13 protein-coding genes are annotated in these 13,176 nt (G+C 60.2%); 6 read left to right on the top strand and 7 right to left on the bottom strand.

All coding sequences use genetic code 11. The features are described 5' to 3' along the window. Positions 1-36 precede the first annotated feature (36 nt). Positions 37-642, top strand: coding sequence for a DedA family protein (locus EGO55_RS19285; protein WP_021690489.1), 606 nt, complete (start codon positions 37-39; stop codon positions 640-642). Here EGO55_RS19285 and EGO55_RS19290 read toward each other — a convergent pair. Next, positions 639-1,538 carry a tyrosine recombinase XerC gene (locus EGO55_RS19290; protein ID WP_021690488.1) on the bottom strand — a complete coding sequence of 300 codons (900 nt, stop codon included), beginning with the start codon at positions 1,536-1,538 and terminating at the stop codon, positions 639-641. The two genes, EGO55_RS19285 and EGO55_RS19290, sit on opposite strands and share 4 nt — an antisense overlap. Further along, a complete protein-coding gene (hemW, locus tag EGO55_RS19295; protein WP_021690487.1) occupies positions 1,535-2,686 on the bottom strand; it encodes a radical SAM family heme chaperone HemW in 1,152 nt (383 codons plus the stop codon). Before hemW ends, EGO55_RS19290 begins: the two co-directional genes overlap by 4 nt. A 46-nt stretch (positions 2,687-2,732) precedes the next feature. Between hemW and EGO55_RS19300 the strand changes: the two genes are divergently transcribed. Next, complete coding sequence (locus EGO55_RS19300) at positions 2,733-3,257, top strand: CAP domain-containing protein (protein ID WP_161566052.1); 525 nt, start codon at positions 2,733-2,735, stop codon at positions 3,255-3,257. 4 nt (positions 3,258-3,261) lie between these two features. Here the strand turns inward: EGO55_RS19300 and rdgB are convergent, their stop codons facing one another. Then, complete coding sequence (rdgB, locus tag EGO55_RS19305; protein WP_040716128.1) at positions 3,262-3,888, bottom strand: RdgB/HAM1 family non-canonical purine NTP pyrophosphatase; 627 nt, start codon at positions 3,886-3,888, stop codon at positions 3,262-3,264. Further along, positions 3,885-4,598, bottom strand: a complete 714-nt coding sequence (gene rph, locus EGO55_RS19310) for a ribonuclease PH (protein WP_021690484.1) — start codon at positions 4,596-4,598, stop codon at positions 3,885-3,887. The genes rdgB and rph overlap by 4 nt, the downstream gene beginning before the upstream one ends. Before the next feature lie 129 nt (positions 4,599-4,727). Between rph and hrcA the strand changes: the two genes are divergently transcribed. After that, complete coding sequence (hrcA, locus tag EGO55_RS19315) at positions 4,728-5,777, top strand: heat-inducible transcriptional repressor HrcA (protein WP_021690483.1); 1,050 nt, start codon at positions 4,728-4,730, stop codon at positions 5,775-5,777. 18 nt (positions 5,778-5,795) lie between these two features. Continuing rightward, positions 5,796-6,374 (top strand): nucleotide exchange factor GrpE, encoded by a 579-nt coding sequence (grpE, locus tag EGO55_RS19320; protein WP_040716039.1) that lies wholly within the window; start codon positions 5,796-5,798, stop codon positions 6,372-6,374. A 112-nt stretch (positions 6,375-6,486) separates the two neighbouring features. Here the strand turns inward: grpE and EGO55_RS19325 are convergent, their stop codons facing one another. Both EGO55_RS19325 and EGO55_RS19330 read right to left on the bottom strand, forming a co-directional pair. Continuing rightward, positions 6,487-6,816, bottom strand: a complete 330-nt coding sequence (locus EGO55_RS19325; RefSeq protein WP_210766588.1) for a hypothetical protein — start codon at positions 6,814-6,816, stop codon at positions 6,487-6,489. 185 nt (positions 6,817-7,001) lie between these two features. Beyond that, on the bottom strand, positions 7,002-7,481 hold the full coding sequence (locus EGO55_RS19330; protein ID WP_021690480.1) for a copper chaperone PCu(A)C: 480 nt from the start codon (positions 7,479-7,481) through the stop codon (positions 7,002-7,004). A 179-nt stretch (positions 7,482-7,660) separates the two neighbouring features. Here EGO55_RS19330 and dnaK point away from each other — a divergent pair, with 179 nt between their 5' ends. After that, the gene (gene dnaK / locus EGO55_RS19335) at positions 7,661-9,577 is read left to right on the top strand and encodes a molecular chaperone DnaK (protein ID WP_021690479.1); all 1,917 of its coding nucleotides are present in this window, start codon (positions 7,661-7,663) and stop codon (positions 9,575-9,577) included. An 81-nt stretch (positions 9,578-9,658) separates the two neighbouring features. Continuing rightward, positions 9,659-10,795 carry a molecular chaperone DnaJ gene (gene dnaJ / locus EGO55_RS19340; protein WP_021690478.1) on the top strand — a complete coding sequence of 379 codons (1,137 nt, stop codon included), beginning with the start codon at positions 9,659-9,661 and terminating at the stop codon, positions 10,793-10,795. Positions 10,796-10,826: 31 nt separating this feature from the next. Here the strand turns inward: dnaJ and EGO55_RS19345 are convergent, their stop codons facing one another. Continuing rightward, positions 10,827-13,142 (bottom strand): patatin-like protein, encoded by a 2,316-nt coding sequence (locus EGO55_RS19345; RefSeq protein WP_021690477.1) that lies wholly within the window; start codon positions 13,140-13,142, stop codon positions 10,827-10,829. Positions 13,143-13,176 lie beyond the last annotated feature (34 nt).

Here is a 13,176-nt window from a genome sequence, read left to right on the forward strand (position 1 = left end):
CGAGAACTTATTGCAGGCTGGGTCGTTGCTCTCACGATGAATGAATTCATACTGCAGATAATCGAGCGCGGGGGCTATCTCGGCATCGCGTTTCTGATGATCATCGAAAACATTTTCCCCCCTATCCCTTCTGAAGTGATCATGGGGCTGGGGGGTGTTGCGGTCGCGCGCGGTACGATGGCGTTCTGGCCCCTGCTTGTTGCCGGAACTATCGGATCGACGATCGGGAACTATGCGTGGTTTCTGGTCGGCGACAAATGGGGCTACCAACGTTTGCGGCCGTTCGTGCGGCGTTGGGGCAGATGGCTGACGCTGGAATGGCGCGATATCGAGCGGGCGAGCCGCTTTTTTCGCCGCCATGGGCAATGGGTGGTGTTCTTTCTCCGCTTTTCCCCGTTTCTGCGCACGATGATCTCGTTGCCGGCAGGGTTGACGCATATGCGCCATGCGACGTTCCTGATTTATACCTTTGCCGGATCGGCCGTCTGGAATGTCCTGTTGATCATGGGCGGCACCTGGCTTGCACGCTATCTGGAAGAGTCGCAGCAATGGCTCGACTGGATCATCATAGCGGGGCTTGGACTGGGGGTGCTGGGTTACCTCTGGAGAGTGATAACCTGGAAACCACGCGACAGGCGCTAGGTCCGTTCGCGGGGATGCGCCGATCGGTAGGTTTCCAGCAGTTTGGCGGCATCGACCCGCGTATATATCTGGGTTGAGCCAAGACTGGCGTGACCGAGCAGTTCCTGTAACGAGCGCAGATCGGCCCCGGCACCGAGCAGGTGCGTGGCAAAACTGTGGCGCAAGGCATGAGGCGTTGCGGTGGCCGGGAGGCCAAGCGCGATGCGCGCTTGTGCCATAGCCTTCTGTACCATGCCCTGATTGAGCAAGCCGCCCTTGCTCCCGCGAAAAATCGGCGCATCCCGATCCATGGGCCAGGGGCAGAGGCGGAGATAGGCATCGACTCCCTCGCGGACCACAGGCAGCACGGGGACGACGCGTTGCTTGTTACCCTTGCCCGTTACGACCAGTGTTTCACCCAGCGGGACGTCAGCCCCCGTCAGCGACAAGGCTTCCGCAATACGCAGACCCGCGCCGTACATCAGCAGCAGGACCGCCCGATCCCGCGCCCCAATCCAGTCGTCAGCGGCGAAATCGGCCACACCGTCTGCCAGATTCAGGGCATCGTCCGGTGTAACGGGGCGCGGCAGGCCTTTCTTGACGCGCGGTCCGCGCAACCGGGGCGGTGCTGCATCCTCCATACCCGCCTGCGCGCGGGCGAAGGCGAGGAAGCCCTTGAGCGCGGACAGTTCGCGTGCGGCCGAAACATTGCCGATCCCATCCGCGCGACGCTCGGCCAGTTGTTTGCGCAAGGCCGGTGCGTCCAGACGAGCGAGATTCGGCCAGTCCGTGGCCCCCAGATTGTCGAGCAATCGCGCAGCGGTGGCGAGATAGGCGCGTACTGTGTGGGGCGAACGACGGCGCCCCCCTTCAAGATGGTCGCGCCAGGCAGAGAGGATATCGGCGCGATGTATCATGCAGATACCAGTTCTGCGGGCACCAGTTCGCCCAACAAGGCATCGAGCAGAGGCATACCATCTGCTGTCACGCCCATGCGGGTGCCGTCGCGCCAGCACAGGCCTTGTTCAGCATAGAACGCGAAGCGGGCGGGATCGATGAGATGTTCCGTGGCAATGCTGAAACGGCCCGAAAATATCTCCAGATCGATGCCTTCGCGCAGGCGCAGGCCCATCAACAGCGCTTCACTGGCCTGTTCCGCCAGAGGCAGTGCGCGTTGCTCCGACATGCCGTGACCATGGGCCGCCATGGCATCGAGCCAATTCTCTGGCTTGCGATGGCGCACGGTCGCAACATGACCCCGCCTTCCATGTGCGCCGGGGCCAATCCCGCAATAATCGTGGTATCGCCAGTAGGTCAGGTTATGGCGGCTTTCTTCACCCACCCGCGCGTGATTGCTGATCTCGTAGGCGGACAACCCCGCCGCGGCGGTGCGTGAGCGGGTCACGGCGAACAGTTCCGCCGCCGCATCGTCATCCAGCGGTGTAAACCGCCCTAGGCGCACATCGGTGGCAAACCGGGTGCCCGGCTCGATCGTCAATTGATAGAGCGAGAGGTGGCCCGTTCCATAGGACAGAGCCTGTTCCAGTTCCCTTTCCCATTGGGCGGGGGTTTGTTCCGGCCGGGCATAGATCAGGTCGAAGCTTACTCTGCGAAATGCTGCTTGCGCCGTTTCGAGCGCGGTCAGCCCTTCATGCGCACTGTGAAGGCGCCCCAGAAACTGTAGGGTAGCATCATCCAGCGCCTGAATGCCCAGCGAGACGCGGTTAATCCCGGCATTGGCCAGCGCCTTGAAGTTTCCGGCTTCGACCGAAGAGGGATTGGCTTCTATCGTAATCTCGATGCCATCCGCAAAACCCCAGAGATGCTCTGCCTCGCGAAGCAGGGTTTCAACCAGCGCCGGGGGCATGAGTGATGGCGTGCCACCACCGAAAAAGATGCTTTCCAACGGTTCGCCACCAGCCACGGCGGCTTCGTGGCGCATGTCTGCCAACAGGCCTGCTTGCCATTGCGCCAGTTCGATCGTCTCTCGGACATGCGAGTTGAAATCGCAATAGGGACACTTCTTCAGGCAGAAGGGCCAATGTATGTAAAGCGCGCGGGCCATGTGTGATCTTCAGCAGGTATTAACGGTGTGGTGTCAAGACCAGACCATGCAAGGCAAACGATTGATCCTCGCTATCAGTGGAATGGTCTCGGCGGCGGCACTCGCCACGGTCGCAATCGCAGAGCCGCCACAGGGCAATATCGACGGGCAGATTCTGCATCTCCACAATCAGGCGCGGGCTGACAAGCAATTGCCGGGGTTGCAGTGGAATGCCGATCTGGCCAAGGCAGCCGGACGCTGGGCGGAAACACTGGCTGCGGAAGGCCGTTTGCGCCATTCGGGCTGGAAAGAACGCGGTGGCGCAGGCGAAAATCTCTGGATCGGAACCAGAGGGTACTATGGCCCTGACAGCATGGTTGGCGCCTTCATCAACGAGAAGCAGGATTTCCGCCCCGGGATTTTCCCCAAAGTGTCGCGTACCGGGCGCTGGGAAGATGTGGGGCACTACACACAGATCATCTGGCCCGACACGCAACAGGTGGGATGCGCGCTGGCCCGCAGCGGTGGCGTGGACGTGCTGGTCTGTCGCTACTGGCCTGCTGGAAACTATATCGGTAGCAAGGTCGGCTGATCGCTCAGCCGAACTGCTCCGCGACCAGTTTGGCGAAGGCATCCGCGCGATGGCTGATCCGGTGTTTTTCATCCGGATCGATCTCGGCAAAGGTCAAGGTGCTGCCATTGGGGACGAAAACAGGGTCGTAACCGAACCCTTTCAGCCCTCGTGGCGGCCATGTGCAGGTCCCGTCCACCCGTCCTTCGTAAACGGCGGTTTCGCCATCGGGCCAGGCAATCGCCAGGACGCAGGAAAACCAGCACGAACGATCGGCTTCCAACCCGATGGCCTGCAGCATCCCTTCGACCTTGCCCATGGCCATGTACCAGTCGCGGCCGGGTTCACCTTCAAACCATTGCCGCTCGGCCCAATCGGCCGTGTACACGCCCGGCCTTCCGCCAAGACCGGTGACGGACAAACCGCTATCGTCCGCCAGTGACGGCAACTGGGATGCCTGTGCGGCTGCACGAGCCTTGATCAGGGCGTTTTCGACGAATGTCGTTCCTGTTTCGGCTGGTTCCGGCAAGCCCAAAGCCCCTGCGGAAATGCATTCCATGCCATAGGGTGCCAGCAGGGCTGAAATTTCTTTCAGCTTGCCAGCATTGTGGGTGGCAATAACGAGTTTGCCGGAACCGAGCCTGCGCATCACTTTACCGCCGCATCCTGTGCCGCGAAGATCCGGTCGCATCCGATGCGCGCCAGACGCAGCAGGCGCAGAAGATTTTCCTCGTCGTAAGGCGCGCCTTCCGCGGTTGCCTGTGCTTCCGCGATCAGGCCGCCTTCGATCAGCACAAAGTTGGCGTCAGCATCGGCAGCGCTGTCTTCGACATAATCGAGATCGAGAACCGGGGTGCCTTCGCAAATGCCGCAGCTTACCGCAGCGACTTTGGCCGTCAGTGGATCGGATGTGATCAGCCCTTTTGCCATGAGCGTGTTCACCGCAAGGCGCAGGGCGACCCATGCCCCGGAAATCGCTGCCGTGCGCGTTCCGCCATCAGCCTGGATGACATCGCAATCGAGCGTAATCTGACGTTCGCCCAATTTCTTCATATCGGTAACTGCGCGCAGACTACGGCCGATCAGGCGCTGGATTTCCTGGGTGCGGCCGGTCTGTTTGCCTTTGGCTGCTTCACGGCTGCCGCGCGTATGCGTGGCGCGGGGAAGCATCGAATATTCCGCCGTAACCCAGCCTTCGCCCTTGCCGCGCAGGAATGGGGGGACACGTTCCTCGACACTGGCGGTGACGAGCACTTTCGTATCGCCGAAAGAGATCAGGCACGACCCTTCCGCATGTTTGGTGAAACCGGTCTGAATTTCGATTGCGCGCATTTCGTCAGGCGCGCGTCCGGAAGGTCGCATGAACAATCCTTTTCCTAAGAAAGGGCAGGGGCCCCATACTTCATTGTGGGCCGTCCTTACTTCGTGGATCGTGAAAGGGAAGAGAGATCGGGTGTTGTGTGCGCGGGAGAGTGGCCTAGATAACAGTTTATGCCCGCCCCGCCTGTCACCGAACTGACGAATCGCGCTCGCGATATCTTCCGCCTCGTGGTTGAGGAGTATTTGCAGAGCGGTAATCCGGTCGGGTCCAAGGCGTTGGCGGGGGCCGGGGCAGGGCAGGTCAATCTTTCTCCAGCCTCGATTCGCTCTGTTCTGGCCGAACTGGAAACACTGGGGCTGCTCGCCGCGCCGCATACGAGCGCGGGGCGTATGCCCACGGAAATCGGCCTGCGTCTGTTTGTTGACGGGATGATGCAGGTTGCGGAACCGACGGCAGAAGAACGCGCGGCGATTGAACGGCGCCTGTCCCGACCCGGCCCGATCGAAAAGGCGCTGGAGGCGACCAGCGCGCTCCTCTCTGATCTTTCTGCGGCAGCTGGGGTGGTCATGGTGCCGCGCCGCGAACCGCGCCTGTCCCAAATGAACCTGGTGCAACTGGCCCCCGGCAAGGCATTGGCGATTCTTGTGGGGGAAGATGGCAGTATAGAGAACCGCCTTCTCACGCTGCCTTCCGGCCTGCCGTTGTCAGTGCTGGAACAGGCGACCAATTATATGACATCCCGCCTGGGCGGCCGGACCTTGTCGGAGGCTGCCCGGGTGATCGGCGAAGAAATTGCCTCGGGGCACAGCGAACTGGACGGTGCCAGCCGCGATCTGGTGGAGCGGGGCCTGGCGGTGTGGAGCGAAGACGCCACCATGCGCCCGGTTTTGATCGTGCGCGGGCAGGCCAACCTGCTAGACGAGACAGCGCTGGGTGATCTGGAACGGGTGCGGCAGTTGCTCGACGATCTGGAGAACAAGCAGTCCATCGCCGAATTGCTCGAAAGCGCACGGGACGCGGAAGCAACGCGGATATTCATCGGTTCGGAGAACCGTCTGTTCGCGCTTTCGGGGTCCTCCGTCATCGCTTCGCCCTATCGGGACAGAGAGGGGCGGGTCGTGGGTGTACTTGGCGTTATCGGGCCGACTCGGTTGAATTATGCCCGCGTCGTCCCCATGGTGGATTTCACTGCCCAGAGCCTGGGCAAGCTCATCGGTTAAAACAGATAGATAGAGATTATGACTGATCAAAAATCGCAGCCGCACGAAGACCCCGCAATGGCTGCGGAGCTGAAGGGTGTTCCCGAAGACTTGCTGGATACGGCAGATAACCGGGAAAGTGATGCCGCAGATGCCGTCACTATCCTGCAAGAGCAGCTCGACGCAGCGAAGCAGGAGGTCTTGTATGCGCAGGCAGAAACGCAAAATGTGCGTCGCCGTCTGGAAAAGGACATCAGCGATGCCCGCACGTATGCGGCCACAGGATTCGCGCGCGATATCCTGAGCGTTTCGGACAATCTTGCGCGGGCGCTTGACGCGGTCCCGGCCGAATTGCGTGAAGATGACAAGTTCAAAGGCCTGGTTGCCGGGATCGAAGCCACGGCGCGTGAAATCGATAAGGTTTTCGGTCTGCACGGTATCAGCCGGATTGCCGCGATGGGCTTGCCGCTCGATCCCAATCAGCATCAGGCGATGCTTGAAGTGCCGTCGGTAGACGTGGAACCGGGCACGGTGATTCAGGAACTGCAGGCAGGCTACATGATCAAGGATCGCCTGCTGCGCCCGGCCATGGTCGCTGTGGCCAAGAAGCCTGAGTGATGGCTGTTGTTACGTTGTTGCGGGCGGCAGGCGCCTGCAACAACGTAACAACAACGAACGACTTATGTGGGGTCGTTACGCGTTGGGCGCGGTAAAGACGGTGTGAGGGGCCTTAGTCCCGTTTGTCCGCCCCGGCGAAGTTGACCAGCATATCATAGGCACGAACATCGCTGACGCCGGCGATTTGCCTGCCGTGGCGCATCAGAAAAGCGTGGCGGATAATCTCGGCCTGCTGCTCAATCCCGTACCGATGTAAAGGCCGCCCCGGCGCCAGCATATAGCCGTACCGGCAGAAGGGATGCCTTCTAAGCGGAAGATAGAACCTGCCGCGTACTTGCGCCTGCCAGACGTGGGTCATCTCATGCAGAAAATAGCCCTGGCGATCGAGCGATGCGGTGGCGAAGTCGTCGCAATAGATCGGATCTTTGGGATGAAAATGCACATGGCCACATGGGGCCATCATCCTGTCGCGGGGCTGGAAAGGAAACCATTTCCGCCGCCGGAGCGTAACAAGCCCGCAATCGATCGCTGTTCCGAACATGCTGCGGACGAGGGCGACTTCACCTTCAGTGAGTGGCCGTTCGCCACCCGCCGGGCAAGCCGCCCTTTCCAAAATCAGACTGTTACTCAGTTTCCACCCCCGGGGCCTTCTACTTTAGCGTCGAAGCTCAGCTTGTCGCCGCCTGCGAATGTGAGCGTCACTTCAGTCGTCTCTCCGACCTTGGGTGCGGGGGCCAGCCCCATAACCATCACATGATAGCCGCTCGGCTCAAACTTCACTGGCTTGCCCTTTTCCAGATTGACCGGCGCCAGAGGCTGCATCTGTGTCACACCATTGGCGGTAACGGACTGATGCATGGCGGTTTCTTTCGCGCCGGGCACTTCTGCCTTGCGCAGCACAGCGTAATCATCGCCATTATTCACGACATCGAAATAGAGTGCGGCGGGATTGCCCGATACCGCCGGCAGCACGAGGCGGCCATTCGTCACCGCTACGCCTGGTTTGGCATTCACCTCATCCGCTGTTTGTGCGGGCTTTTCGTTGCATGCTGTCAGTGTTGCAGCGGCAAGAGCCAGAGCAAGCGGTGCGAATATTATCGATTTCATGTTTTTTTGCCTCCTGTTCCCAATTGGGGAAACTAGCCCCCGCTATCCCTTGTGCAAGGAAAAAGCGCACCTATATCGCCGCCTACGAGGGCACTGTCCTTTGAGCTGTGTAATCCGTCTTGCCGCAATCGGGAGGCGAACCGCACAGTGTCCACACTTTGATTTAGGATGAGGAAATAATGGGCAAAGTTATCGGTATCGACCTTGGTACGACCAACAGCTGCGTTGCGGTGATGGATGGCGGCAAGCCCAAGGTGGTCGAAAATTCGGAAGGTGCGCGTACGACCCCGTCGATCGTCGCTTTCACCAAGGATGGTGAACGTCTTATCGGCCAGCCTGCAAAACGTCAGGCCGTTACCAATCCTGACAATACGGTATTCGCGGTGAAGCGGCTCATCGGCCGTCGCTTTGACGATCCTCTGACCAAGAAGGATATGGGACTCGTCCCTTACACCATTACACAGGGCAAGAATGGCGATGCCTGGGTCAAGGCGGGTGGCGAAGATTACAGCCCGTCGCAAATTTCGGCCTTCATTCTGCAAAAGATGAAGGAAACGGCGGAATCCTATCTGGGTGAAAGCGTCACCCAGGCGGTCATCACCGTTCCCGCATACTTCAATGACGCGCAGCGCCAGGCAACCAAGGATGCCGGTCAGATCGCCGGTCTTGAAGTGCTGCGTATCATCAACGAGCCGACCGCTGCGGCACTCGCTTACGGTCTGGACAAGAATGACGGCAAGACCATTGCCGTGTATGACCTTGGCGGCGGCACGTTCGACATTTCGATCCTCGAAATCGGCGATGGCGTGTTCGAAGTGAAGTCGACCAACGGGGATACGTTCCTCGGTGGTGAAGACTTCGACACGGTCATTGTCGAATATCTGGCTGATCAGTTCAAGAAGCAGGAAAATATGGACCTGCGGACGGACAAGCTTGCTCTGCAGCGCCTGAAGGAAGCTGCCGAAAAGGCGAAGATCGAGCTGTCCAGCGCACAGCAGACCGAAATCAACCTGCCGTTCATCACGGCACGTATGGAAGGCGGCGCCACGACCCCGCTCCATCTCGTGGAAACGATCACGCGTTCGCAGCTTGAAAAGCTTGTCGAAGGCCTGATCCAGCGGACGCTGGAACCGTGCAAGAAGGCGCTGGCCGATGCCGGTCTCGACAAGAACGCGATCGACGAAGTCGTGCTGGTCGGCGGTATGACCCGCATGCCCAAAGTGCGCGAAGTCGTGGAACAGTTCTTCGGCAAGAAGCCGCACACCGGCGTGAACCCGGACGAAGTCGTTGCCATGGGCGCGGCCATTCAGGCCGGTGTTTTGCAGGGCGATGTCAAGGACGTGCTGCTGCTGGACGTGACCCCGCTGTCGCTTGGTATCGAAACGCTGGGCGGTGTGTTCACGCGCATGATCGATCGCAACACCACAATCCCGACCAAGAAGTCGCAGGTCTATTCGACTGCTGAAGACAACCAGCAGGCGGTGACCATTCGCGTCTTCCAGGGTGAACGTGAAATGGCGGCGGACAACAAGATTCTCGGCCAGTTCGATCTTGTGGGCATTCCGTCCGCACCGCGTGGCGTCCCCCAGATCGAAGTGACGTTCGACATCGACGCCAACGGCATCGTCAACGTTTCGGCAAAGGACAAGGGCACCGGCAAGGAACAGCAGATCCGGATTCAGGCATCTGGCGGTCTGTCGGAAACCGACATCGACCAGATGGTCCAGGATGCGGAAAAGTTTGCCGAAGAAGACAAGAAGCGTCGTGAATCCGCAGAAGCGAAGAACAACGCCGACAGTCTCGTTCACGCAACGGAAAAGCAGCTCCAGGATAACGGCGACAAGGTCGACGCTGGCCTCAAGTCGGAAATCGAGGCTGCGCTAGCCGAAACCCGCACGGCCATCGAAGGCGGCAATGTCGATGACATCAACGCCAAGACACAGAATCTTACCCAGCTTGCGATGAAGATGGGGCAGGCAATTTACGAGAAGGAACAGGCTGCGGGCGGCGCACCGGAAGGTGCCGGTGAAGCGCCGCAGGACGATGTCGTTGACGCCGAATTCTCGGAAGTCGACGAAGACAACAACAAGGGCTGATTGCCTGATGGAACCGAGGTCGCCACTGGTGCATCCCCTGTATCGGGACGTGCCGGTGGCGATCGCGTTTGAGGTTGGGCAATGGCCATGCAAGTAGATTATTACGAACTGCTCGAGGTCGAGAAGTCGGCGGACGGCAAAACGCTGAAGTCGGCCTACCGCAAGCTTGCGATGCAGTATCATCCGGATCGCAATCCGGGTTGCGATGTGTCCGAAGCGAAATTCAAGGCCATCAATGAGGCCTATGACTGCCTGAAAGACCCGCAGAAACGTGCGGCATATGATCGCTTTGGGCACGAGGCGTTCCAGCAGGGTGGTTATGGCGCTGCCGGGCGCGGTGCCGGTGCTGGCGACTTCGGCGATCTGGGCGACATCTTCGAAACGATTTTTGGTTCCGCTTTCGGCGGTGCCGGTGGCAGAGCGCGGCAACGGCGCGGTGCTGACTTGCGCTATGACATGGAAATCTCGCTCGACGATGCCTTCCATGGCAAGGAAACACAGATCGAGGTCGAGGTTTCGACCCAGTGCGATAGCTGCGAAGGCTCTGGCGCGCAGCCTGGAACCGGAACACGGGGCTGCGGTACGTGCCACGGGCACGGCAAAGTGACGACGCGGCAAGGCTTTTTCGTTGTCGAACGGACCTGTCCGCAATGCCATGGGCGTGGCGAAATCATCGAAAGCCCCTGTCGCAGCTGCGGAGGGGAAGGTCGCGTCGACAAGGCGCAGAAGCTTGACGTATCGATTCCTCCAGGGGTCGATAACGGCACGCGCATCCGCCTTTCCGGCAAGGGCGAAGCCGGCCCGATGGGCGCACCTCCGGGCGATCTCTATATCTTTCTGCAAATCCGGCCGCATCGTGTGTTTCAGCGCGAAGGGACGGCCTTGTACACGCGCGTACCGATCAGTTTCACAGTCGCCGCTTTGGGTGGCTCGATCGATATTCCCGGTCTGGACGGGGAGACGATCGTTGTCGAAATTCCCGCAGGCATTCAGTCCGGAAAGCAGCTGCGCAAGCGCGGGGCGGGCATGCCTGTGCTGCAAGGGCGTGGGCGCGGCGATCTGGTGACCGAAGTCATGGTGGAAACTCCGACCAAGCTTTCGGCGCGGCAGAAGGAACTGCTGCGTGAATTCCAGGAAACCGAAACAGGCGAGGAATGCCCCGAAAGTCGCGGCTTTTTCGATCGTCTGAAAGATGCCTGGAACGATCTGACCGAATAAGGCGACAGGCGGGGTACCCCGCCTGTTCCGACTACCTCATTTTCGCCAGAATCTCTTTCCGTAATCCGGGAATGAGGCGAGGATCGGTTGTCAGGCGTTTCTCTTCCTCATCCAGCACAGCCAGAAATGCCGCCCGTTTGTAGCGGAAGATATCTTCTGCTGGCATGGGATGCTCAAGCGTGGATACCACGATATCGATCATGCGTTCCGCGCCGTGCAACCGGCCCCAGAGGTAATCGTTCTCGCGGTAGGCCCGGCTGAAGAACGCCCCGAAGTTATAGAATTCGATCCCACGCAGGGTTGCGCGCGTGCCGCCTTCGCGGATGGAACGCGCATCTTCCGGTGATATCCGGTCGATCTTGACCGGGTCGAATTCGGTAAGGCCTTCATTGCGAAGAAGGGGCAGCGTCGCGATGTCGAAGAAGGGAAAACCGAGATAGGCCAGCAACATTCGCCGGCGCAATGCGCGGGGCATCTCTGCCAGTTGTTCCGCAAACATGGCTTCGACGGTTCGGTCTACACCGGGAAGATCGCGCAGGCGCTGCAAGGCATCGACGGATTCGCCCGGATTTTGCATGACAATATGCGCATCGGCGGCGAACTGAGCCCCCAGCCAGTCCACTGTCTCCCGCTCAAAATAGAGCGCGAGTGAATCATAGACGAGCTTCTTGGCCTTTTCCCTATCCTGTTCGGAAATCTCGGGATCGCTTTCCCATTCGACGGACAACCGACGGGCGAGGAAACGCAGACGGCGAATGCGGAACGCGATGTCGTGTGCCCGGAAGAAGGCAATGGCGTCCTTGCTTGCCCCGCCTTTGGGATAGGACAGGCTTCGCATCCCCCGTGCCGCCAGTTCCGCCCGCAACCGCTGGCATATGGGTTCCAGTCCGGGCAGCCCCAGTTCCGGCGCGGCCTCGCTGATCGTGCGGGCCATATGATCGATGATCCCGGCAAACTTGGCCTGCGCGTAGCTGTGATAGGCAAAGCCGGCCTGTTCCGCAGCGGCCTGCTGCGCCTTGGCGCGCCACGCCTGCAGCCTTCGCGGGGTGGGCCTGTCGAGAAACAGCGTGTGCCCGAACAGATCATCCACCACCTGTTCGACTTCGGGGCGCAAGGCCCGGACAATCAGATGCAGACGTTCCGCTTCCCGTGACTGGTGTTCAAGAAATTCGAGATTGTCGCGGATCGGCTGTTCGCGGGGAATCGTGGAAAGCGAACCGAATATCGCGGAGAAAAACCCGACCGGGCGATCGCGCAATGCGTCTGACCCGCTCCACCGGTCCGGCCGAGGATCGATATACACAAAGCGGCGATCCACCTCACGTTGCGCGGGTCGGGTGGAAAGGCGCGCGGCGGCTTCCGCAAACGGTGCGTTCACGAGCACGGACCCGTCAATCAACGACACGCTTTCGGCATCCCCGCGACGCATGTGATCGGGCATGATTCGGCGGAGAAATTGTTCGCGACCGGGCCATTCCGATCCGTTTTCCCGCGCCAATTGGTCAATTTCAGCCAGGCGCAGAGGTGGGAAGGCCCCCGGGAAACTAGCGGTGGAGCGTGCGGCGAATATCAGTTCCAGCGGATCGGCAAGGCTGGTCCCACCTTCCGCAGGTGCGCGACCATGAAATCCGATAGGCAGACGATGTTCGCTCTCTTCCGCCACGGCGGGGCTGTTCAATCGCAGGAGAGCAGGGTGCCCGCGAAAATCCGTCGCGGTCACGAATAGATCGATGGGGTGCCCGGCAGGCAGCAACGGCTCATCCGGTGGAACCCCGCGCATGGCTTCGAATGCCTTGCAGAGGAGGTGTGAAAAACCAATCCCGGAAAAGGGCGGGGCAAACCAGCGGCTGCGGACGAAACGGGACAGCTTCGCCCGCACTTCCTTCCGCGTTTCGGGGGCAACGCTCTCCGACACCGCGTTGCCGGGGCGGGTGAGAACATATTGCACCAGCGGCCAGGCCCATTGTTTGGTCATCACGGACCATGGCCGCGCCTCGGGATCGAGTAGTTTGTCGACATCGGCCATTTCCAGCCAGAGATTCGTCAAAGGTTCGAGCGAGCGCCCCGAATGGATCGCTTCGGCGAGAAACACGGCATTGATCCCGCCAGCACTTGCCCCTGTCAGAATATCGGGGAGAACACGCAATTCGAGGCCCTGCTTCGCCTCAATATCGCGGAGGAGATCGCAGTACACGCGTTCACTGCCGCCAAGGCAGGTTTCGCCCGAATGCATTGCGCGACTGGCGCGGGCGAGCTTCCAGACCTCCTTGGTGACGCCGTGCATGTATACGGCAAGGCTGACCCCGCCATAGCAAACCAGGGCAATGCGAAGTTCTTTCTGCGGCATGCGCGCATAGTGGAAGCTTGTCGCACGGAAAGCA

Source organism: Caenibius tardaugens NBRC 16725 (assembly GCF_003860345.1).
GTDB classification, from domain to species: Bacteria; Pseudomonadota; Alphaproteobacteria; order Sphingomonadales; family Sphingomonadaceae; genus Caenibius; species Caenibius tardaugens.